The 22,076-nt window shown below is 40.8% G+C and carries 18 protein-coding genes; 12 read left to right on the plus strand and 6 right to left on the minus strand.

Translation table 11 applies throughout. The features are described 5' to 3' along the window. Nucleotides 1-1,462: glutamate--tRNA ligase (gene gltX, locus ADIARSV_RS12890; protein ID WP_040300036.1), on the plus strand; the 1,462-nt coding region annotated here is incomplete at its 5' end. 160 nt (nt 1,463-1,622) lie between these two features. On the opposite strand, the gene ADIARSV_RS12895 is transcribed toward gltX, so the two are convergent. After that, on the minus strand, nt 1,623-2,483 hold the full coding sequence (locus ADIARSV_RS12895; RefSeq protein WP_016195992.1) for an aldose 1-epimerase family protein: 861 nt from the start codon (nt 2,481-2,483) through the stop codon (nt 1,623-1,625). Between the two features lie 69 nt (nt 2,484-2,552). On the opposite strand from ADIARSV_RS12895, the gene ADIARSV_RS12900 reads away from it, so the two are divergent. The 3 genes from ADIARSV_RS12900 to ADIARSV_RS12910 all read left to right on the plus strand — a co-directional run bounded on the left by ADIARSV_RS12900 (nt 2,553) and on the right by ADIARSV_RS12910 (nt 4,701). Beyond that, the gene (locus ADIARSV_RS12900; RefSeq protein ID WP_016195993.1) at nt 2,553-3,365 is read left to right on the plus strand and encodes an N-acetylmuramoyl-L-alanine amidase; all 813 of its coding nucleotides are present in this window, start codon (nt 2,553-2,555) and stop codon (nt 3,363-3,365) included. Between the two features lie 126 nt (nt 3,366-3,491). Beyond that, entirely contained in the window at nt 3,492-4,037 is a 546-nt protein-coding gene (locus tag ADIARSV_RS12905; RefSeq protein WP_016195994.1) for a peroxiredoxin, read from the plus strand. A 79-nt stretch (nt 4,038-4,116) separates the two neighbouring features. Further along, nucleotides 4,117-4,701, plus strand: coding sequence for a carboxymuconolactone decarboxylase family protein (locus ADIARSV_RS12910; RefSeq protein ID WP_016195995.1), 585 nt, complete (start codon nt 4,117-4,119; stop codon nt 4,699-4,701). Between the two features lie 224 nt (nt 4,702-4,925). Here ADIARSV_RS12910 and ADIARSV_RS12915 read toward each other — a convergent pair whose 3' ends face one another. From ADIARSV_RS12915 to ADIARSV_RS12930, 4 genes are read right to left on the minus strand one after another with little or no spacing between them, the layout of a single operon-like run. Next, nucleotides 4,926-6,473: a DHA2 family efflux MFS transporter permease subunit gene (locus ADIARSV_RS12915; RefSeq protein ID WP_016195996.1), complete on the minus strand. Its 1,548-nt coding sequence runs from the start codon at nt 6,471-6,473 to the stop codon at nt 4,926-4,928. Next, complete coding sequence (locus ADIARSV_RS12920) at nt 6,473-7,516, minus strand: HlyD family secretion protein (RefSeq protein WP_016195997.1); 1,044 nt, start codon at nt 7,514-7,516, stop codon at nt 6,473-6,475. Before ADIARSV_RS12920 ends, ADIARSV_RS12915 begins: the two co-directional genes overlap by 1 nt. A gap of 18 nt (nt 7,517-7,534) precedes the next feature. Continuing rightward, nucleotides 7,535-8,899: a TolC family protein gene (locus tag ADIARSV_RS12925; protein ID WP_016195998.1), complete on the minus strand. Its 1,365-nt coding sequence runs from the start codon at nt 8,897-8,899 to the stop codon at nt 7,535-7,537. Nucleotides 8,900-8,901: 2 nt separating this feature from the next. After that, the gene (locus ADIARSV_RS12930) at nt 8,902-9,519 is read right to left on the minus strand and encodes a TetR/AcrR family transcriptional regulator (RefSeq protein ID WP_016195999.1); all 618 of its coding nucleotides are present in this window, start codon (nt 9,517-9,519) and stop codon (nt 8,902-8,904) included. Between the two features lie 187 nt (nt 9,520-9,706). Between ADIARSV_RS12930 and ADIARSV_RS12935 the strand changes: the two genes are divergently transcribed. Next, entirely contained in the window at nt 9,707-9,886 is a 180-nt protein-coding gene (locus tag ADIARSV_RS12935; protein ID WP_016196000.1) for a hypothetical protein, read from the plus strand. Between the two features lie 139 nt (nt 9,887-10,025). On the opposite strand, the gene cphA is transcribed toward ADIARSV_RS12935, so the two are convergent. Next, on the minus strand, nt 10,026-12,641 hold the full coding sequence (gene cphA / locus ADIARSV_RS12940) for a cyanophycin synthetase (protein WP_040300038.1): 2,616 nt from the start codon (nt 12,639-12,641) through the stop codon (nt 10,026-10,028). Nucleotides 12,642-12,770: 129 nt separating this feature from the next. Between cphA and ADIARSV_RS12945 the strand changes: the two genes are divergently transcribed. The 7 genes from ADIARSV_RS12945 to ADIARSV_RS12975 all read left to right on the plus strand — a co-directional run bounded on the left by ADIARSV_RS12945 (nt 12,771) and on the right by ADIARSV_RS12975 (nt 22,030). Beyond that, entirely contained in the window at nt 12,771-13,679 is a 909-nt protein-coding gene (locus ADIARSV_RS12945; protein ID WP_016196002.1) for a cyanophycinase, read from the plus strand. Further along, the gene (locus ADIARSV_RS12950) at nt 13,679-14,527 is read left to right on the plus strand and encodes an isoaspartyl peptidase/L-asparaginase (protein ID WP_016196003.1); all 849 of its coding nucleotides are present in this window, start codon (nt 13,679-13,681) and stop codon (nt 14,525-14,527) included. The genes ADIARSV_RS12945 and ADIARSV_RS12950 overlap by 1 nt, the downstream gene beginning before the upstream one ends. 35 nt (nt 14,528-14,562) lie before the next feature. Then, nucleotides 14,563-15,564, plus strand: coding sequence for a tetratricopeptide repeat protein (locus ADIARSV_RS12955; protein WP_016196004.1), 1,002 nt, complete (start codon nt 14,563-14,565; stop codon nt 15,562-15,564). A 103-nt stretch (nt 15,565-15,667) separates the two neighbouring features. Further along, entirely contained in the window at nt 15,668-16,747 is a 1,080-nt protein-coding gene (locus ADIARSV_RS12960; protein ID WP_016196005.1) for a tetratricopeptide repeat protein, read from the plus strand. Between the two features lie 178 nt (nt 16,748-16,925). Continuing rightward, nucleotides 16,926-19,040, plus strand: a complete 2,115-nt coding sequence (locus ADIARSV_RS12965; RefSeq protein ID WP_235048419.1) for a carboxy terminal-processing peptidase — start codon at nt 16,926-16,928, stop codon at nt 19,038-19,040. Between the two features lie 354 nt (nt 19,041-19,394). After that, entirely contained in the window at nt 19,395-20,420 is a 1,026-nt protein-coding gene (locus tag ADIARSV_RS12970; protein ID WP_016196007.1) for a ligase-associated DNA damage response exonuclease, read from the plus strand. Further along, on the plus strand, nt 20,417-22,030 hold the full coding sequence (locus ADIARSV_RS12975) for an ATP-dependent DNA ligase (protein ID WP_016196008.1): 1,614 nt from the start codon (nt 20,417-20,419) through the stop codon (nt 22,028-22,030). The genes ADIARSV_RS12970 and ADIARSV_RS12975 overlap by 4 nt, the downstream gene beginning before the upstream one ends. Nucleotides 22,031-22,076: the final 46 nt, after the last annotated feature.

The raw sequence follows: 22,076 nt of genomic DNA on the forward strand, positions 1-22,076 counted from the left end.
TTTAGGTGGCGTACGCACAGTTTTATTTAACTACCTTTTTGCAAAAAAACATGGTGGTAAATTTATTCTAAGAATTGAAGATACCGATCAAAGTCGCTTTGTTGCAGGTGCTGAACAGTACATATTAGATTGCCTGGAATGGTGCGGGTTTAAACCAGACGAAAGTCCGGTTGTAGGAGGTCCCTATGCCCCTTACCGCCAAAGCGAGCGTAAACCGATGTATCGTGAATATGCAGAACGACTGGTAAAAGAAGGATATGCCTATTATGCATTTGATACTTCTGCAGAACTGGATGCTAAGCGCAAAGAGATCAATAATTTCCAATATGGACATGCACACCGTATGGACATGAAAAATTCCATTTCCCTTCCGGAAGATGAAGTGCAGCGTTTGCTGGCTGCGGAAACTCCTTATGTGATCCGTATCAAAATTCCTGATGGTGAAACTATTTCTTTTATTGACCTGATTAGAGGCGAGGTTAGTTTTGAAGCAGGACTATCCGATGATAAAGTGCTTTTAAAAGCAGATGGGATGCCTACTTATCACCTTGCAGTGGTTGTAGACGACTATTTAATGAAAATTACGCATGCTTTTCGTGGTGAAGAATGGTTGCCCTCAGCACCGATCCATCTACTGCTCTGGAAGTACCTTGGTTGGGAAGATAACATGCCTAAATGGGTTCATTTGCCATTGATCCTTAAACCGGATGGTCATGGTAAATTGAGTAAACGCGATGGTGCCCGATTGGGATTTCCTGTATATGCCATGAGCTGGACCGATCCTGTTACAGGGGAAGTTACTCCAGGTTTTCGCGAATTAGGTTTTATGCCTGAAGCTTTTATCAATATGTTAGCTATGTTGGGCTGGAATGATGGTACCGAAAATGAAATATTCAGTATCGAAGAGCTGATTGAGAAATTTTCACTTGATCGTGTAAGTAAAGCAGGTGCAAAATTTGATTTTGAAAAAGCAAAATGGTACAGTGCCGAATGGATTAAAAAAACATCAGCTGAGCAACTTGCTCCGGCTGTAAATGAAGTCTTCAAACAGAATGAGATCACTGCTGAACCATCTAAGTTACTGGCCGTTATCGATATGGTAAAAGATCGGTGTACGGTGATGACTGACTTTGTTAAGCAGGCTGGTTATTTCTTTAAAATTCCAGCCGAATATGATTTAAATGCAGTTAAGCCTAAATGGACGGAACAAAAAGAGGAATTCTTTCACTCGTTTTCTGAATTGCTCTTGGGTAGTGCTGCTTTAACTTCTGCAGAGTTGGAAGAGCAATTTAAGGAATTAGCTCAGGAGAGAAGCTTAAAAGTTGGAGACGTCATGTTACCTTACCGTATTATGCTGGTAGGTGGTAAATATGGTCCTCATGTGTTTGATATCTCAAAAGCACTTGGAGAAAAGGAAGCTATTTTAAGAATTGGAATAGCATTGGAATTATTCAGGGCCTAATTAATAAATTAACAATCATAAACAGAAAGAGGCTGGATCATTGACGATCCAGCCTCTTTCTGTTTATGATTCAATTCTTTTGAAGAGATGGGTATTGCCTTTTAACTATGCGCTACCTTGTTTATCTTGATTAAAAGATCAAATACAAGCAACTAAAAGCTTAAAAACAAGCAACACTCCAGCTGGCAGACCATTTCTCGCCGCCATCTAACTTATTGATTCCTTCCTTACTTTCTAATTGCTGATCATGTTTATAACCATCAGGAATACCACACCAAGGCTCGATACATACAAAATTAGCATCAGTAGCAGACCAGATACCCATATAAGGGAATCCTTTGAATGTGTGCTTTAATCCGTGTGCATTTTTATTATTTACGATAGAAATTGAAGTGGATTTAAGGTCTTTAAAAACTAGTGCATCTTTGTAAAACAGATCATGCGTTAAGTTAATTTTAGACTGGTGATCTATATATTTAACAGGCTCAGTTAAATAATTACCATCAATTACCCATCTGTCCGAATTTTCTTCTTCACTGAACACAAGAGCATGATCTTCGTATGTTCCATCAGTTAAAGGAACCTTAAATGCCGGATGTGCTCCAATTGAAAAGTACATCGGTTCTTTAGCCGGATTGGTTACTTCGTAGGTTAAGGTGACCTCGCTATCAGTTAACGTATAAATCAGGCGAAGTTCAAATGCAAAAGGGTAAACCTTTAATGTTTCTTCATTGCTTTTTAATAGGAATGTTGCCTTGTCAGCAGAGCTGCTTTCTACTTCAAATTCTGTATCGCGTGCAAAACCGTGTTTCGCCAATGTATATTTGGTTCCTTTGTATAAGAAGGCATCATCTATTAATCCTCCAACTATAGGGAATAAAACAGGTGAGTGTCTTGGCCAAAATTCAGGATTACCATCCCACAGGTATTCAATTTTATTTTTTTTGGAGTAAAGGCTATGTAATTCAGCGCCAAACGGATAGATATCCGCTTTAAAATCATCGTTTTCTAAAGTTATCATGGATATAAAATAGATTAATTTATTTCAGGTGATGCAAAAATAAGCGTATTTAGCGTTTTAAGACAATCTATGACTAAATATATCTTACCTGCGTTACTTTTTGCTTTTCTGTTTTACTGCGGATGTTCCTCAAATCCGTATGCCAGCACCAATCGCCTATATAAAAAACAAGCTAAAGATTTGGTAAAACAACTTACCCAGGTGCCCCTCGTATCGAATTATGGTGGCAAAGTCCCCCCTTATAGTATTGGGACGGTTAACTTAAATTTGAGGAAACCGAATTACGTCATCATTCATCATACGGCACAAAACTCTTGCGAGCAAACCCTTAAAACGTTTACATTGCAACGGACACAGGTGAGCGCCCACTATGTGATTTGTAAAGACGGAACGGTGCATCACATGCTCAATGATTATTTTCGGGCATGGCATGCAGGAAATAGCAAATGGGGCACAGAAACGGATATTAACTCAGCATCCATTGGGATTGAGCTGGACAATAATGGCTCGGAAGCATTTCCTGAAAGCCAGATTAAAAGTCTGATGCAACTTCTTGCACTGCTTAAAACAAATTATACTATTCCAACAGCTAATTTTATTGGACATTCGGATATCGCACCAGGAAGGAAGGTGGATCCCAATGCCTTTTTCCCATGGCAGGAGCTTTCTAAGAATGGTTATGGGAACTGGCCGGACTCGCTCCTCGATTCTGTACCTGCTGGTTTTAATGGAGTTGCCGCATTGCGCCTGATCGGATATAATGTGAGTGATTCTTTAGCTGCAATAAGGTCCTTTAAATTGCATTTCATACCAACAGATCAATCCCCTGAGCTTACTATTGAAGATAAAGCAGTGTTAAATAACCTCTTAAAGAAATATTAAATATAATGATATAGATTCTGTCTATAACCTATTGATAATAGGTATAGCATATTAATCTTAAATTGTTGCTTTGACAACAAAAGCGGGGTACCTTTGAAATATAATTAAAAAACAAAGAAAATTAATATGATAACAATAGGTCAGAAATTTCCATCATTTGAAAAAAAAGCAGTAGTTAGTATAGAAAAAGGTAAGGAATTTGATACCATTACATCGGAATATCTTACCAACGATGATAATGTATGGTCCGTTATATTCTGGTGGCCAAAGGATTTTACTTTTGTATGCCCGACAGAAATAGCTGAATTTAATAGATCATATAGCGAATTCCGCGACAGAGATGCTCGTTTAATCGGAGCTTCTACAGATTCTGAATTTGTACACCTTGCCTGGAGAAACAATCATGATGATCTTCGTGACTTAAAATTCCCGATGCTTGCTGATACGTCAAAATCTCTTGCAGAAGAATTGGGTATTTTAGAGCCAACTGAAAAAGTTGCCTACCGTGCTACATTTATTATTGATCCTCAGGGAGTTGTTCGTTGGGTATGTGTAAATGATTTAAATGTAGGTAGAAATGTGAAAGAAGTTTTACGTGTTCTTGATGGTTTGCAAACAGATGAACTTTGTCCTTGTAACTGGGAAAAAGGTCAGGAAACAATTGGTGCTTAATTAATATTAAGCGATATATCATTTAATAATACAGATCCCCGCTTTACGGGGATTTTTTATAAAATATAAAATTAATAGCATGAGTGAAACTACTGAAGTAATAGACGAATTGTTAGAAACGATTCAATTAGATATAACCTACCGTACACCTGCTTTAGATCTGCTTGAAAAAGCTGGGTCAAGGTATCTTCGGGACTTAAAAGTGAACTTTACAAGTACCCTTGAATCTGAATATTTGTCTGCTAAAGAAATTGGATTGATCGGGGTTTCTATTTCCGTAAACAACAACAATAAGCCATTAACGGATTTTTACACGGCTTTTGCATCAAAAAATGAAGCTACTGAAGCAGAAATTGCTGAAGCGGTGTCCTGCGCCTCTTTGCTTGCTTCTAATAACGTTTTTTACCGGTTCAGACACTTTACACAAAAAGAAAAATATACGCAAATCCCTGCACGAATCAGAATGCAGATTATGATGAAGCCAATAAATGGCAAAGAATTTTTTGAATTAATGAGTCTGGCTGTTTCTGCTGTAAATGGATGCGAAATGTGTGTTAACTCGCATGAAGATTCTTTAATGAAGCTAGGGGCAAAGGAGGAGCGGGTATTTGATGCCGTTCGTATCGCATCTCTGATAACTGCAACAGGTAAAATTATTTACTAAACCCTGATACTTTTATGTAATAAAATTATTACTAGTTGTTGGAACATTTTTTATATATAAATAAAATGCTTATTTTTACTATAAGGTTAACCGCTTTCGAATTGATATTACCCCTTTAAAGGCAGTGCGAAGGATGAATCGTCTGTCTTAGATTCGAAGGAGAAAGGTTTTTAATTGTAATCAGTAAAGACCGTCTTATGGGTAACCATAAGACGGTCTTTTTGTTAATGCGCATCTACAGGCATCGTTACGTTTTTATTAAACTTCTGTAAAAATAATAAGGGAATGGAGCAAAGCAGGACAAAGCCGACTACCCAATACGTGTCTGTATAGGTAAGAAGTACCGACTGCTTAATTACATTTCCATCCATGGCTTTTAGTGCCACGTTTTGTGCATCCAGATGGGAATAGCCCTTGGACATAAAATTATGTACCATTTCATTGAACCGTTGTGTAAACGCTGGATTATAGTTACTGATATTTTCAATCAGCACATTCCGGTGAAAGCTTTGTCTGATATGGATAAAAGTTGTCAATGCCGCAATTCCAAAGGAACCTCCAAGCTGACGCATCATATTATTTAACCCGGTACCTTGTCCCAGTTCAGGTCCTTTTAGATCCTGTATGGCCAGTGTAGTTAGGGGTACGAACAACAGTGACATACCCAGTCCTCTTATCGCCAGGGGCCAGAAGAAGTCTGATGTTCCTGATGAGAGCGTTGATTTACTCAGCATGTGCGAGAATAAAAAGAAAAGCAACATGCCACCTGCAGCCATAAACTGGGCCGGTATTTTATTCTTTAACATAATCCCGACGAAAGGCATCATCACAATGGTGACTAACCCTCCGGGGAAGAGTATTTCCCCGGTTTGCTGTGCCGAAAAGCCCAGTAGCTGCTGACAGAATATGGGGAAAATAAACACTGATCCATATAACCCGAAGCCTAAAATAAAGGAGGTAATCATCCCTACACTGAAACTTCGGTGCCGCATGATCTTAAAGTTCACAATAGGGTGGTCCGTGCTTTGCTCTCTCCAGATAAATAACAGGAGACCTACGACAGCTGAAACAGACAATAAGGTGATGTAACCGGTTGCAAACCAATCTTCACTTTCGCCTTTTTCAAGTACAGTTTGTAAACTGCCTACAGCAACCGCTAACAGACCAATTCCCCACCAGTCGATCGGTTTATCTTTCCCATCCTTAGGCGTGACCCGTACAAACGTATACGTACAATAGGCAGCTATAATTCCTACCGGTATGTTCACGTAAAAGATCCACGGCCATGAAAAATGATCTGTGATATATCCCCCAATAGTAGGCCCTACAGTAGGTCCAACCACTGCGCCCAATCCAAACAAGGCGGTTGCAATACCAACCTCCTCCCTTGGCCAGGTTTCCAATAATATAGCTTGTGCTGTTGAGATCAATCCCCCGCCTGCAAGTCCCTGCAGTATTCTGAAACCAATTAGTTCATCCAGATTTTTTGCATTACCACAAAGAAAAGAGGCAATCGTAAAGATGATGATGGAGGTTAAAAAGTAATTTTTACGACCGAAACGACTTCCCAGCCAACCTGACATGGGTAAAATGATGACGTTCGCTACCCCATAGCCTGTTGTAACCCAGGCAACATCTTCCAGTGTTGCACCCAAATTTCCCTGAATCTGGGGCATGGATACGTTCACAATTGTGGTATCGATTAATTCCAACAGTGAAGCGGTAATGACCGTAATTGTAATTACCCACTTCTTTAATCCTACTTCTGCCATTATTTATCGTCTGTGTGTACAGAAACTTTAACACTCATTCCGGGACGCAATCTTTTCATGAAAGCTTCCTCTGTTTTGATTTTAATTTTAACAGGGATCCGCTGAACTACCTTTACAAAGTTTCCGGTCGCATTATCAGGAGGAAGTAAAGAGAATTTGGCCCCTGTAGCGGGAGAGAAATTATAAACCTGTCCTTTAATGATGTGATCGGGGTATGCGTCTACTTCCACTTCCACATTGGAACCGCTTTTCAGATCTTCCATTTGTGTTTCCTTGAAATTTGCTGTGATATAGATGCTATTATCATTTACAACAGAAAATAAGGTTTGTCCGGCCTGGATAAGCTGTCCGGTTTGGATGCTTTTCTTGGAGATTATTCCTGAGGCTGGAGCTTTAATAGTGGTATAGGACAATTGCAATTTGGCAAAGTCTACATCCGCCTGACGTTGATCCACACCAGTATTAGTAACCTGTAGCTGCGAGCGTGTTGTTCCAACTTGTCCCTCTGCGGCACGATATTGAGCTTGTGCAGCCTGATAAGCGGCTTCTGCAGCCTCTTTCTCTGCCTTTGCAGAGTCAAATTGCTGTTGGGTTACTGCACCTTCTTTCACCAGGTTGGCGTAACGGGTGTAATCCTGATTGGCACGCCATAGTCGTACTTTCGCGGAAACGGCATTAGATTTTGCTGTAGCGGAACTTGCTGATGTGGTATTGATTTGTGACTTTGATACATCTATACCTGCACTCGCTCCTCTTTGTGCCGCAATGGCCTGCTCCAACTTGATTTGATAATCATGCTGATCCAGCTTAACCAGTACCTGTCCTTTTACTACATGTTGATTATCCTCAAAAAGTATGGTGTCTACATAACCGCCTACGCGGGATACAACAGGACTGATATCTCCATCTACTTGTGCGTCATCTGTATCAATATGGTTTTGCAGATATAGATATTCTCTAATACCAACAACTGCTCCTATGAGGATAACAACTGCAAGAATAATGGGTACTATTTTGATTGATTTTTTACTGTTCTCTTTCATTACTGTGATATAGATGTATTATTTTATTGTTCCAGTTGATTTTTGTAAGGTGTACCAGGCCAGGCCTGCATCTGCTTTTGCCAGTTCCAGATTGATCTGTGACTGGAAAAGCTGGGTTTGTGCATCTATCCGGTCAGTTACCGATGCAATATTATTCCGGTATTTAGATTCCAGGATCCGGTCATTTTCTGATGCCTGTTCAATGGAATTCTGGAGTATTTTGATCCGGGTTAATGATCGTGTCAGGTTTTGATAATCCCTGTTCACTTCTGTTTTTACCTGATCTATAGTGATGTTTCTGGTATTTTCTACTTCTACTTTCTGAATCCTGGCTTCCGATATCTTATTCTTATTGGTCCAGATACGATCAATATTCCAGGCAAGCGTTGCTCCAACACTTACAGGAGCCAGGAAGGTATTGGCTTGAGGAATAAATTTGCCGCTTGGATTGATGTAGTACATATTAGCTGCTGCACTAAGCGTAGGACTCAAATCAGCCTTAATAGTCTTGATATTCGTTTCCGCAAGGGTATTCCGAAGTTCATACTCTCTTATTTCCTCCCTGGAACTTAATGCTGTATCAATCAGATTGGTTAAGATCAGGTCAGAAGAAGAAGGGGTCTTGAACTCACTCACTTCTAGCTCGGTATTCTCGGGTAAACCTAAGAGGATATCCAGGTTGTAGTTAACAATCTTTTTGTTTGTTTCCAGATCAACGCCGGTAAGCTCAATCGTGTTATGTTGTAACTGGAAGCGCAGAACGTCATTTTTAGTCACTAGCCCCTGACTAAAAAATTGCTGTGCCTGCTTAAGTTGCTGGTCAATCGATTTCAAATTCTGAACCACTACTTGTTCGCTTTGTTGAACCTTGTAGAGGTTATAATAAGAATTAATCACGGCGTAAACCACATTGTCTTCTTCCTGGGAAGCTCCCAATTTTGCGATCTCTGTTAAGAGATTAGTGGACTGTTTCGCGTACCGTAGTTTGTTACCTGCAAAAATAAGTTCCTGTACAGAGACGGTGCCAATAAAAGCATCCGCTTTAGAAGGCAAATCAATTGCGTTGCTGTCCGCAGTTCCTGGAAGCGCAAAACGACTGCTTAAAAAGTTTGCGTGATTATAGGTGTAACTTGCAGATGCCTTGGGAAGCGCCTCATCCAGCGTTTGGTTGTAGCGTGATACCGCTTCATCAATCCTGGATTGTGACAGCTTCAATTGTTTACTGTTTTGTTTTCCCAGTTCAATTGCTTCTGTAATCGTGATTGCCCTCTTGGTTTGAGCAAATGATACCTCACTAAAAGTGAGGAGTAACAGTGCGGTAATACTAACTCTTGTATATCCGAGTAGCTTGTTTTGCATAATAGGGATAGATGTTTGATTCATGATTATACTTTCAGATGGGCTTCTAATAATGCCGCTAAGTGTTTTTTTATTCGGGGTTTAATGTCGTTGATTACGACTTCAGGATCATGCATATCTACATTTAGCAGTGCCGAAGTAATATTCTTTAAATTGACCACATAATACATCGAGCCGAAAATAGTAGCTATGGTCATTTCTGGATCTACTTTCCTGAACACGCCTTCTTTTATTCCTTCTTCTATTATTGTTTTGCCGATGTTTATATTCTTTAAAAGATGTTCAACAATGATATCGGTCATTTCTGACCTTTGCTGGATGGATAACTCATAAGTCATCAGGCGGTGAAAACAATTATGCTTCACAATCCGGTCTGCATATATATCTACATACCTGGTGATTTTTTCCCAAGAAGAAAGGGGAGAACTGATGATCTGTAAAAGAGACTCATAAAAACCAGAAAACTTACGTAGGAAAACTGCTTTATATAAACCTTCTTTCGAACCGAAATAGTAGTTCAGCATGGCCATATTTACACCCGCATCTTTGGCTATCGCTCTGGTAGATGCTCCATCGTATCCATTCTCCGAAAACAGTCTTTCTGCATGATTTAAAATGATCTCTTTCTTGTCTTCTTTTACCATTATACAAAACTAATCAATCGATTGATTAATTGTAACAATGATACACTCATTTAAATATTTATGACTAAAGGATGATTTTTAAGCAATTGTTTCAACTGCGAAAGAGATTGTGTATCAATTTTATAAATTGTACGCATTCCGATTTTAAACAAACCTGAATAATACCTATTTTTGATAAAAGAATTATATGGAAAATTCAAAGCAAGAAAATACGGAAGGATATTATTTTATTCTCGCCATGGTTTTTGGCGTATTAACAGGATGGGTGACAACTTCTTCAATCCTTTATGCCTTTTTAGGGGCTATTGTAGGTTTACTATTCGCAGGCCTTTTTGTGAATGTTTTTGTAAAAGGAAGACATAGCTAAAAAAAATAAAGCGCCACGAAGAAATCGTAACGCTCTAACCTAAACCTTATCACAATTAAGCCAACAATGATATTGACCAATTACAATATTATCAACGTTTAATCTTTTGAATTATTATCAAGAAAGAAAAATAGAACTCTTATTGGGTTAGACTCTCATGATAACTTTTAACTCTTTGATAAGCATGATTGATGGAATCACTTATAATCGTAATCAGCTCTCCGGGCTCTTTGTTGTTCAGGATGTTTTCCCATGCATCATCACTTGAGCCTGTTATCTCAACCGGTTTGTTTGGAGCAACTTCCCTAATTCCTTCCAGAAGCAAATTAGCAATTTCTTCCTTAGTTCGTCCCCTCAGATACTTCTGCTGACAAATAATAATGTGATCAAAGATCCCTGCCGAAATACGCCCCATTTGCCGTATATCGTCATCTCTCCTGTCACCCGTCCCTGAAATAATCCCTGTTCTTCTGGATGCTTTCATGCTCATGATGAAATGTTTGATTCCCATTAATCCATCCGGATTATGCGCATAATCAACCAATATCTTAAAGTCACTGAAATCAAATAAATTCATTCTTCCTGGCGTTTGTTCGGTGGAAGGATAAAAGGATTCGATGGATGTACGGATCTCTGCGACTTGAAATCCCCAGAGATAGGTCGCCAAACTTGCCGCCATTGCATTCTGTACCATGAACGCCACAGACCCATTATAGGTAATCGGAACATTTTGCAGACTGCTCAGCGTTATTTTCAAACCGCCTTTCATCAATACAATGTTCCCGTTTTCTATAATAGCAGCAGATCCACCATTCAAACAATGCGCTGTAATAACCGGATTGTCGGCATACATGCTAAAATATGCAACCTGACAATGCGTGGTATCCATGCCTATATTTACACAATACGGATTATCCGCATTTAGCACAGCCCAGCCATTTTTTCTAACGGTTTCTACTAATACACTCTTTACGCGTTGTAAATCCTTAAGCGTATGAATGTCTGAAATCCCGAGATGATCTTCCTGGATATTCGTGATCACCGCAATATCACAAAAATCAAAACCGATCCCTGATCGTAAGATACCACCACGAGCAGTCTCCAGAATAGCGAATTCAACCGTTGGGTCCTGTAGAATAAAGGCTGCACTAGTAGGACCGGTCATGTCCCCCTGTTTGTGCATCATATCCTGGATATAGATCCCGTCCGAAGTCGTATATCCAACTTTATAACCACAATTTTTAATGATATATGCAATCAGCCGGGTAGTCGTTGTTTTACCATTTGTGCCGGTTATGGCGATAATTGGAATCCTAGGCGATTTTCCTCTCGGATAGAGCATATCGATAAAGGGTGCGGCCACATTTCGGGGTTTGCCTTCCGTTGGTGCTAAATGCATCCTGAATCCTGGAGCTGCATTCACTTCCAATACCACCCCTTTGGTTTCCTGTAAAGGCAGCGTAATGTCGCCTGCCATAATATCTATTCCACAAATATCGAGGCCGATCACTTTTGCTATCCGCTGACAGGTGAATACAGTTAAAGGATGAATTTCATCTGTCATGTCTACTGCCGTACCACCTGTACTTAAGTTTGCGGTAGATTTAAGGTTAATTGTTTCCCCTTCAGAAGGAACATAATCTAAAGTCAGGTTTGCCTTGCGCAGCATATCATGTGTATCCTGGTCGATCAGGATATTGGTCAGCACATTTTCGTGACCATTACCGCGCTTTGGATTTTTATTCTCTTCTTCAATAAGATGCTGTATAGTATCTCTTCCATTCCCGATCACATGAGCCGGTTTTCGCATCGCGGCGGCTACTACTTTGTAGTTAATAACCAGTACGCGGAAGTCATATCCCGTTATAAAACGCTCAACAATGACTTTAGGAGAGATCTTTCGTGCTAATTCAAATGCAGTAATAGCATCTTCTTCCGAGTTCACGTTGATAGTAGCACCCCGACCATGATTTCCATTCAGTGGTTTAAATACCAATGGAAAACCAATCTCTTTTATGGCCTGTTTTAAGCCATCTAATGTCGAAACAGTACTTCCATCCGCTACAGGAATGGCATGCTCTTTCAGTAAACGCTTGGTCTCTTCTTTATTGCCGGCAATATCGACTGCAATGCTACTGGTTTTATCAGTCATCGTTGCGCGGAACCTGACCTGGTTTTTCCCTTGTCCCAACTGCACTAATGATGCTGTATCCAAGCGTGTAAAAGGAATCTTCCTTTTTATCGCCTCGTCAATAATTGCACCGGTACTTGGTCCGAAACGATCCGCATCGCGTAATTTTTCCAGCTTCCTGATGTCGGCTTTCAGATCGTATTCCTCTCCAATAACCAATGCCTCGGCAATCCGCACGGCCGCCTGGGCAGCATACATTCCTGCTTGTTCGGCCACATAAGTGAACACCACATTGTATACGCCTGTTGTACTGGTGCTTCTCGTTCTGCCAAATCCAGCAAACATGCCTGCAAGTGTTTGAATTTCCAGCGCAATGTGTTCCACAATATGCCCCATCCAGGTACCATCATGTACCCGCTCAAAAAAACCTCCTTCATGCCCTTCGGAACAACGGTGTTTTTTCAGACTGGGAATGAGTTGCTGTAACCGTTCCTTAAATCCTGGAATAGTATTGCTGGGCCTGTATTCCATTTCTCCCAGGTCCAGGCGCATTTGTATTAATTTCTTTCTTCTTACCGACCAAATATTGGGTCCTTTGAGCACCTGGATACTCTGAATTTGCATAATTGAGGATCTATATTAACGCATTTCTAACCTTAAACAAGTATAAAAGTTTTTTTAATGCGTTCAAAAAAAACTAAATGGTCATTTTTTTGATATATTTAATAGGTAAGCATAAAAAAAATTCAGAGTATGGTCCCGAAAGGTAAATTAGTTATCATTGGAGGTGCAGTTGATTTAGGTAGTTATCTGAGTTATAATGAAGATATTAGTCACCCGCATTATATAAAATTCTTTGAACGCGGCATACTCAAAAGGATGATCACAGAATCTGCCAAAGGCGAAGATTCTATAGTGGAAGTAATTACTACCGCATCAAAGATCCCGGAGATTGTTGGAAAAGAATACATCAAGTCGTTTAACCAGTTACAGGTTAACAATGTAGGTGTGCTTGATATCAGCTCCAGAGAAGGTGCCAATACCCAGGATACCATCGACCGGATTAAAAAGGCCGATATCGTGATGCTTACCGGAGGAGATCAGTTACGCCTCAGCGCTATTCTGGGCGGAACAGAATTACACCGCATCCTCAAGAGACGATACATCGAAGATGAGTTTATGATCGCCGGAACTTCTGCCGGTGCTGCAGCCGCTTCTACGAATATGATTTATAGAGGGAGCAGCAGTGAAGCATTGCTAAAAGGGGAGGTGCAAATTACGGGGGGACTTGGATTTATAGACAATGTAATCATTGATACGCACTTTGTACAAAGAGGACGGATCGGGCGACTATTTTATGCGGTTGCCAGTAATCCCGGTATGCTTGGTGTAGGACTGGGGGAAGATGCAGGACTTTTGATTACGGATGGAGTGTGTATGGAAGCTATAGGTGCCGGGTTAACTATATTAGTGGACGGGCGGTACATCAATGAAACCAGTATCTACGACGTTGAAATTGGTTCTCCGGTATCAATAGATAACTTAAAAGTGCATGTGATGTCTATTTATGACAAGTACGATCTCCAAAAGCATAACCTTATTATCAATAAAGCGATCCAGATTGAAGATGATGTGTATCTCAAAATTAAAGATTACGATTAATGGTACCTAAAATTATTATTCACGGAGGCTTTTTCAGCGAATCACTTACCAATAATGAAGTTAAACAAAGCAAGCAAAAGGCATTAAAGAAGATTGCGGAACAATCCCATACTTATTTATTGTCTCATACGGCCCTGGAAACAGTGGTATATGCCGTAGCCCTCTTGGAAGATTGCGAGTTGTTTAACGCCGGTCTTGGCTCGCAGATACAAAGCGATGGAAAGATCAGAATGAGTGCTGCTTTGATGGACGGGCACTCCCAGAGGTTTTCGGGGGTGATCAATATTGAGGATATTCAAAACCCGATCCATGTAGCCAACCTTTTAATCGACTTTGATGACCGTGTATTGGGCGGCCCTGAAGCACTATCTTTTGCCCGGAAAAACGGATTCCGTTTCTATGATCCGGAAACGGTGGAGCGAAGGCTGGATTATGAATTTAAGCTCAAACAAACGATACGGACAGGAACAGTTGGCTGTGTGGCCCTGGATGCACAAGGCCATTTGGCTGCGGGTACCTCTACGGGAGGAAAAGGCTTTGAAGTTCCGGGCAGAATCAGCGATTCTGCTACTGTAGCAGGAAATTATGCCAATGCCTTTGCAGGGATTTCCTGCACCGGAGTGGGTGAAGATATTGTCAGTGCGGCACTTGCTGCAAAAATTGTCACCCGTGTAACTGACGGGTTTTCGCTTCAGGAGGCAACTGATAAAACAATGGCCGAACTGAAGCCTTATGATGGCTTTGCCGGAATCATTGGCATCACTTCTCAAGGCGAAATATATCATGCAGATACGCATCCTTATATGGTTTGGGCATCATATTCTTCTCTAATTGAAACTTTCTTATAGGTACAAGGTTTATAATTTACTTTCTTTACATATAAATGAAAATCTTGTACCTGGCTTTAGCCCTTTTATTGTTTTATTCAACAAGCGCATCTGCAAGTAATTATGCGGACACGTTAGAGTTAGTCCCAGCTGAAATAACTCCTTCACAGCCTCCTGAGGCTAGTATTAAAACCCTTCGGGATAGTATAAGTACTCTTAACCACGACGTAGATATGGTACAGGAAGGCAATCTTCGCATGGGGATTGCACAGGTTATGTTTAAACAAAGCTTAAATAAACAGGCAATTCACGAACTTGTTACTGCCGAAATGTTATTCCATAAGGCAGGAGATTCAGAGCAAAGGGAAAATGTTATCGCTCAGATCGCTACTTATTACAGGAAAAACAATGACCTGATCGAAGCAGAGAAGTATTATATGCTGCTTCTGCAAGTTCAGGAAATTCAAAAGGAATATGGAAAGGCTGGAAAAACCGCCAATATGCTCATAGCTGTACTGCTTAAACGAAAAGATGTACAAAAAGCAGCGGGATACATCAGTTCTCTCCCCACCAATAAATACGATGTAATTAATGAAAAAAGTACGTTGGCTGATGCTTACGTTAAGCTTGCTGAAATAAGAAGAATTCAGACACGATATAAACAGGCAGCATCGCTGATCTTACAGAATGCGTTAAGTCTATATCGGTCGGCGGATAATCTAAACGGAAGGATAGGTTGTTTTGATTTATTGGGACGTATCTACTTTGCACAAAAAAGGTATTCTGAAGCGAAATGGTTTTTCATTCAGGCCAATACGCAATCCCGCAATCTAGATAATCAAAAAGGGATCATCACCTCATTGGTTAATCTGTCGAAAGTTAAGATAGCGATCCATCATAATAAGCTTGCTTTGCGCGACCTGAAAGAAGCCAGTACACTAGCCGTTAGATTGAACAACTTAACTATGATAGCCAATGTGAAAAAAGGATATTCCTATTACTATGCCAGTACAGGTAGTAAATCAGCGTCCCAAGCATCCCGAAGCCGTTCTAACTAACGGAATAACTGGCTTGATGTCTTCTAAAGAAAAACCTCTGTACAATAACTTGTAACCTAAATAGTTATATATGCGTATCTTTGATTAAGTTCAAGATTTATATATGACAAAAAATTTATTAACGGTTGCATTGGCAGGAATGCTGATTGCAAATGGATTAGTGAAGGCAGCTGGACAGGATTCTGTACGGATTGCCAGCAATGTAAAACGAGTTGGACCGATTTATTTTGATGCAACGCCCCCAGTAGACTCCGCTCTTTTACGCAGACAAGCAATAAACAGGCGTTTGCAGAAAAAAACGGATGAGACTGCCGACTTAATCAAGTATCAGAATGTGCTGATCCTGCACTCTTTGCTGAACCAAACTGAGATCTCTCAGGAACCGCAGGAAAATATGTTAACTACCCTAAAGTTCTTACTGGAAGATTATAAATTGAGCGGTGATGAGAAGAGTCAGGCGCTGATTTTAAATACCTATGGTGTTTACTACGGCAAAAAAGGCAATATCCCTCAAGCCATTTATTACTTCAATGAAGCATTGCGCCTCAAGGAAAAGATAAATGACAAACAAGGAATGGCTTCAATTTCATCCAACCTTGCTGCACTCTACCAGATCTCTGGTGAGTACCAAAAAGCGCTTGTTCAAAACCAGTCGGTGATTCAATTATATACGGCTTTAAGAAAACCTGCACTTGTGGCAGATGCTTACCTGGAGCTGGCAGAAAATCAGCTATTGCTGAACAACTATGACCAGGCTGAATATAATATTATTAAAAAAGCATTGCCTGGATTTACCCGTTTAGGAAATAAAGCAGGCCGAATGAAATGTTTTCAAAGCCTTTCTGTCTTATATTATAGTCAGAAACGCTATTCTGAAGCCAAGTGGTTCTGCATTCAAACCCATACCCTTGCTGAGAAATTAAATGATAAACAAGCCTTAATAGGAAGTCTGATCCATATTGCAGAAGTAAAAAACGCCCTTGAAGACCATCAGGACGCTCTTCGCGACTATAAAAAAGCGGAAACATTAGCTATTCAAAATCAATACCCCGTTAAGCTCATTGAAATTAAAGGAGATATGGGCGAAACGTATAATAAGCTTGGTAATTATACTGCAGCAGGCTCTGCCTTAGACGAATATAGCCGCCTTAGAGCTAATTTGATGAAGGGAATGCCTTTATAATTTCACTTTTTATTCTATTGAATGTAATATTATTATAGACTACGAAACAATTAATACTATTTTTGATATTGTAGTGTTAGAGAGGCGGTACCTAACTGCCTCTTTTTTGTTTATACATATAATTGGTATAGAATTAGTAGATAGGTTGTAAGAAATGGATTTTAAATCTCTTAAAGAAATGCTGAAAAAAATATTCCTGGCTTTGTTTATAGTGGCTTTTATCGCCTGCAATGCCACACCCCGGGTTGATATGGATACGGAGGGATTAAAACCCGATGCCTCACAAAGTCTGGTTGCTAAAGAATTAGTCAAGATTATTGAAGGTGCCCATTACAAAAAAGTTAAAGTTGACGATTCACTTTCTTCACAGGTTTTGGATAGATACCTGAAACAATTGGATGAAGGACATAGCTATTTGCTAGCATCCGACATTAAGGACTTCGAAAAATACCGTTTTACCTTTGATGATGATTTAAGGGATGGAGATCTTTCTGCTTTTTTTCATATTTTCAATGTATTCCAAACCCGTTATACTGATCGTTTAAAGTATTCGCTTACACAGGTGGATAAACCGTATGATTTTACGAAAAATGAAACGTATACCTATAACCGGGAAAAATTACCCTGGTTAAGCTCCATCGAAGCGTCTAATGAGCTTTGGTCAAAAAGAGTGGAGTCTGATCTGTTAAGCTTAAAATTATCAGGCACAGACGCAAAGAAAAACGCAGAGACTTTAAAGACCCGTTATAAAAACTTATTGTCCCAAACGGAGAAGTTAAATAATCAGGATGCTTTTCAGGTGATCATGAATTCCTTTACTGAGGCAATTGATCCGCATACCAATTACTTTATTCCGCAACGGGCACAGGCATTCAATGAAGAGATGTCCCGTACTTTCGAAGGCATAGGTGCTAGTCTGCAACTTGAAAACGAAGTGATCAAGATTATTTCAATTGTTCCGGGTGGCCCTGCTTTTAAAGCGAAGACACTCCATGTAAATGATAAAATTCTAGGTGTAGCACAAGGAAAAGATGGTGAGTTTGTAGATGTAAGAGGTTGGCGGTTGGACAACTCTGTTTCCAAGATTAAAGGTCCAAGAGGAACAGTAGTACGTTTGAAGATCATTCCTGCCGGTCAGGAGATTTCTTCTCAACCTAAAATCGTTACCCTGGTACGCGATAAAGTGGTGATGGAAGATCAGTCGGCTAAAAAGACGGTTAAAACCATTATACAGAACGGCAAAACGTATAAAATTGGCGTAATTGAAGTTCCTGCATTTTATATGAACTTCAAGGATTACCAGGCTGGTGACCCTAATTATAAAAGTACAACCCGTGATGTTCGTATGATCATCGATACACTGAAGCGCGATAAAGTGGATGGTATTGTTATTGACCTGAGAACTAATGGTGGTGGTTCGCTGATGGAAGCGATCGAACTAACTGGTTTGTTTATTAAAAAAGGACCAGTAGTGCAGGTACGTAATCCAAGATCAACAGAGGTGAGTGATGATGATGATCCTTCAATCTCCTGGACAGGTCCTCTTGGTGTTATGGTAGACCGTTTCAGTGCTTCTGCATCTGAAATCTTTGCCGCAGCCATACAGGATTATAATCGTGGTATTATCATGGGGACTCAAACTTATGGTAAGGGTACCGTTCAATCTGCTTTGGATTTATCCCGATATATCAGTACGGTAGATCAGCTCCTGAATAAGGTAAAAGACACGGATAAAAATACAACCGCGACGGAAGGACCTAAATTTGGTCAGATTAACTTAACGATTGCTAAGTTTTACCGCATCAATGGAAGTAGCACCCAACATAAGGGTGTGATTCCGGATATCCAGTTCCCGATGATCTTTTCTGCTGATAAATATGGAGAAAGCTCTGAGCCATCTGCTCTGCCATTTGATTCAATTAGTCCGGCTAACTATACCGCTGTAGCTAATCTGAAACCCATCAATGTGCAATTGGTTAAGTTGCATGATGCCCGTATGAAGACTTCTTCGGAATATAAATATCTTTTGGAAGATATCAGTGAATTCAAGAAGAGAGAGAATGAGTTTGAGGTTACTTTAAATGAAGCGAAACTGAAACAAGAACGTGAAGTTCAGGAAACCAGATCGCTTGTTAGGGATAATCAACGACGTGCCATAAAAGGTCTGCCTCCGCTTAAAAAAGGAGAAGTGAAAAAAGGGGATGACTACGACTTTGTACAGGACGAAAGTTTGAAGACAATGGCTGACTTTATCCGATTGAACCAAACGGGTCAGTTTACGATGGTTTATTAGAAATTAAATAACAATAATATAAAGGGCATCTTTCTTTAACAGGAAAGGTGCCCTTTTTTTGTTGTGCTTTTTTTGCATACTTCTTTTAGGAAAATATAGTAATTTGCTCATACTTTAACAACGGTCAACTTATGGAAAGAGTAAGGTCAGTTTACCCTTGAAGCTAGGGTGACGCCACAGTGAGGCCACAGTGAGGCCACCTTTTACCGCAAAAACGTGGCCTCACTGTGGCCTCAACGTGGCGTCACTGTGGCTCCACCCTCAATCTGATCTTAATTTTATGATACCTTGACTTAAGTTTTAATATCCGTTTGCAGGTAAAACTATATCCATCAAGTAGTGGTTTATATGCTCATGACCCAACCTCTGCTCCAATTCAATGACAAGGGAATCTACTGTGCTGCAGGAGATTTCTATATAGACCCATGGCGGCCTGTTGATCGTGCCGTAATTACACATGCGCACTCGGATCATGCTTACTGGGGGCATAAGCATTACCTGGCACATTCTCTTTCCAGAGAAGTGTTGTATTACCGTCTGGGAGAGATTTCTTTAGAAACACTGGATTATGAACAGGAAACGCTGATTAATGGTGTTAAAGTAAGCTTTTATCCAGCCGGACATATCATCGGTTCCGCACAGGTACGGGTTGAATACAAAGGGGAAGTGTGGGTTGCTTCAGGCGATTATAAGCTGGAAGATGATGGTCTGAGTACCCCTTTTGTACCAGTGAAATGTCATACGTTCATTTCCGAATGCACTTTTGGAATGCCTATTTATAAATGGCAACCTCAGCAGAAGATCTATGACGACATGAATCAATGGTGGAAATCTAATGCTGCTGAAGGGCGAACCACATTTATCGCTGGTTATTCATTAGGCAAGGCACAGCGCATTTTGCAGGGACTTGATCTGTCTATTGGCAAGGTTTATCTGCATGGGGTGATTGCCAATACCAATGAGGCATTGGAGCGGAATGGAATCCATTTGCCAGAAGCGCAACGGGTTACGCCAGAGCTTGTGAGGGAAAGTGCTCGTGGCGGATTGGTCATATGTCCCCCTTCGGCAGTTGGCTCGATCTGGATGAGGCGTTTTCCTGCTGTATCTTTTGGGTACTGCTCCGGTTGGATGTCCATCAGGGGAGCTAAAAAGCGGCGGGCAGCAGACCGTGGGTTTGTGCTTTCCGATCATGCGGACTGGGAGGGACTGATTACCGCAATAAAGGCCACTGAATGCGAATCTGTTTGTTTAACGCATGGTTCAACGGCATCTTTTTCCCGTTATCTAAGGGAACAGGGTTTTGATGCCTATGAAGCCAATACCCAATACGGACTGGAAGAAGAGGAAAATAATGAAACCATTTTGGAGGAAAAGGGATGAAGGACTTTGCAAAGCTTTTTGCTGATCTGGATGAAACGAATAAAACAAATGAGAAGATCAGGATTCTGAAGGCGTACTTTATGTATGTTCCCGATGCGGATAAGATTAATACACTGGCTCTTTTTACCGGACGGAAACCTAAAAGACAGATCAATTCTACGTTAGTAAAAACCTGGGCAATGGAACTTTCAAAAATACCGGTATGGTTATTTGAAGAAAGTTACCAGGTGGTGGGCGATCTCGGGGAAACGATTGCTCTTTTACTTCCGGAGCCTGAAGGTTCGCAGGATAAGTCATTAACGGAATGGATTGCGGAAATTAATAATCTTGCTAGCTTAAAAGAAGAAGAGCGGAAGCTTTGGCTGGTGAGTTCCTGGGCCGTAATGGATCGACAGGAGCGGTTTGTTTTTAATAAAATATTGACGGGCAGTTTTCGTGTAGGGGTATCGCAGAGTTTAATTGTAAAGGCGTTGGCGGATATTTCGGGACTGGACGCTTCTGTGCTCACGCACCGGATTATGGGAAACTGGGATCCGCTGCACTTTAGCTTCCACGATTTGATGCAGGAGCAGGACGCTTCGGATGATATTTCCAGGCCTTACCCATTTTGTCTGGCTTACCCGATTCAGGAAACCTCTACACAGGTTAAATCGGCAGAGGAGATGGAGCTGGCTTTAGGGAATCCGGAGGCTTGGCAGGCGGAATGGAAATGGGATGGCATCAGGGCGCAGGCGATTTATCGTGACAAAGAAATTTTTATTTGGAGCAGGGGAGAAGACCTGGTAACCGATAAGTTTCCTGAGCTGCATCGGTTTATGATGGATCTTCCGGATGGAACGGTGCTGGATGGGGAGGCGATTTGTTTTAGCGGAGAATGTCCTCTTCCTTTTAATGTGCTGCAAACCCGAATTGGTAGAAAGAACCTGACGAAGAAGATCTTAACAGAGAGCCCAATGGCCTTTATTGCGTATGACTGCCTGGAGTATCAGGGTGATGACATCCGATCTATGCCGCTGAAGTATCGTCGTTCTATCTTAGAGAAACTTCATGCGGAAAGTCCGCATCAGGATATTTTTCGGCTCTCGGCAATCGTTGGCTTTTCAAACTGGAAAGATTTGTATGCGCTGCGACTGCAATCCAGGGAGAACGTTGCGGAAGGGTTTATGCTGAAACGTATTGAATCGGTTTATCAAACGGGAAGGAAGAGAGGGGACTGGTGGAAATGGAAAGTGGATCCGCTGTCGGTTGATGCGGTGATGATTTATGCACAAAAAGGACATGGCCGGCGGGCGGATTTATACAGTGATTATACCTTTGCGGTATGGGATGGGGATAAGCTGGTGCCTTTTGCCAAGGCTTATTCCGGACTCACTGATAAGGAAATGAGTCAGGTAGACCAGTATGTGAAGCGGAATACGCTGGAGAAATTTGGACCGGTACGAACGGTTAAACCGGGATTGGTGTTTGAAATTGGGTTTGAGGGGATTAATCAATCCAGCAGGCATAAATCAGGAGTATCCCTTCGTTTTCCACGGATCTTACGTTGGCGGCATGATAAGAAAATTGAAGATGCCGATCATATTGAAGTGCTTCGGGCGCTGTTGGGTTAAATTTTATCCTTAAAATTGAACTTGTTACCGGCTAAATGGAATAGGA

This window comes from Arcticibacter svalbardensis MN12-7, assembly GCF_000403135.1.
Classification (GTDB): Bacteria; Bacteroidota; Bacteroidia; order Sphingobacteriales; family Sphingobacteriaceae; genus Arcticibacter; species Arcticibacter svalbardensis.

Excerpts from the sequence above, each read along its gene's own strand:
- ADIARSV_RS12895 (WP_016195992.1), bottom strand. The coding sequence starts at position 2,483 with ATGATAACTTTAGAAAACGATGATTTTAAAGCGGATATCTATCCGTTT.
- ADIARSV_RS12900 (WP_016195993.1), top strand. The coding sequence starts at position 2,553 with ATGACTAAATATATCTTACCTGCGTTACTTTTTGCTTTTCTGTTTTAC.
- ADIARSV_RS12905 (WP_016195994.1), top strand. The coding sequence starts at position 3,492 with ATGATAACAATAGGTCAGAAATTTCCATCATTTGAAAAAAAAGCAGTA.
- ADIARSV_RS12910 (WP_016195995.1), top strand. The coding sequence starts at position 4,117 with ATGAGTGAAACTACTGAAGTAATAGACGAATTGTTAGAAACGATTCAA.
- ADIARSV_RS12915 (WP_016195996.1), bottom strand. The coding sequence starts at position 6,473 with ATGGCAGAAGTAGGATTAAAGAAGTGGGTAATTACAATTACGGTCATT.
- ADIARSV_RS12920 (WP_016195997.1), bottom strand. The coding sequence starts at position 7,516 with ATGAAAGAGAACAGTAAAAAATCAATCAAAATAGTACCCATTATTCTT.
- ADIARSV_RS12925 (WP_016195998.1), bottom strand. The coding sequence starts at position 8,899 with ATGAATCAAACATCTATCCCTATTATGCAAAACAAGCTACTCGGATAT.
- ADIARSV_RS12930 (WP_016195999.1), bottom strand. The coding sequence starts at position 9,519 with ATGGTAAAAGAAGACAAGAAAGAGATCATTTTAAATCATGCAGAAAGA.
- ADIARSV_RS12935 (WP_016196000.1), top strand. The coding sequence starts at position 9,707 with ATGGAAAATTCAAAGCAAGAAAATACGGAAGGATATTATTTTATTCTC.
- cphA (WP_040300038.1), bottom strand. The coding sequence starts at position 12,641 with ATGCAAATTCAGAGTATCCAGGTGCTCAAAGGACCCAATATTTGGTCG.
- ADIARSV_RS12945 (WP_016196002.1), top strand. The coding sequence starts at position 12,771 with ATGGTCCCGAAAGGTAAATTAGTTATCATTGGAGGTGCAGTTGATTTA.
- ADIARSV_RS12950 (WP_016196003.1), top strand. The coding sequence starts at position 13,679 with ATGGTACCTAAAATTATTATTCACGGAGGCTTTTTCAGCGAATCACTT.
- ADIARSV_RS12955 (WP_016196004.1), top strand. The coding sequence starts at position 14,563 with ATGAAAATCTTGTACCTGGCTTTAGCCCTTTTATTGTTTTATTCAACA.
- ADIARSV_RS12960 (WP_016196005.1), top strand. The coding sequence starts at position 15,668 with ATGACAAAAAATTTATTAACGGTTGCATTGGCAGGAATGCTGATTGCA.
- ADIARSV_RS12965 (WP_235048419.1), top strand. The coding sequence starts at position 16,926 with ATGCTGAAAAAAATATTCCTGGCTTTGTTTATAGTGGCTTTTATCGCC.
- ADIARSV_RS12970 (WP_016196007.1), top strand. The coding sequence starts at position 19,395 with ATGACCCAACCTCTGCTCCAATTCAATGACAAGGGAATCTACTGTGCT.
- ADIARSV_RS12975 (WP_016196008.1), top strand. The coding sequence starts at position 20,417 with ATGAAGGACTTTGCAAAGCTTTTTGCTGATCTGGATGAAACGAATAAA.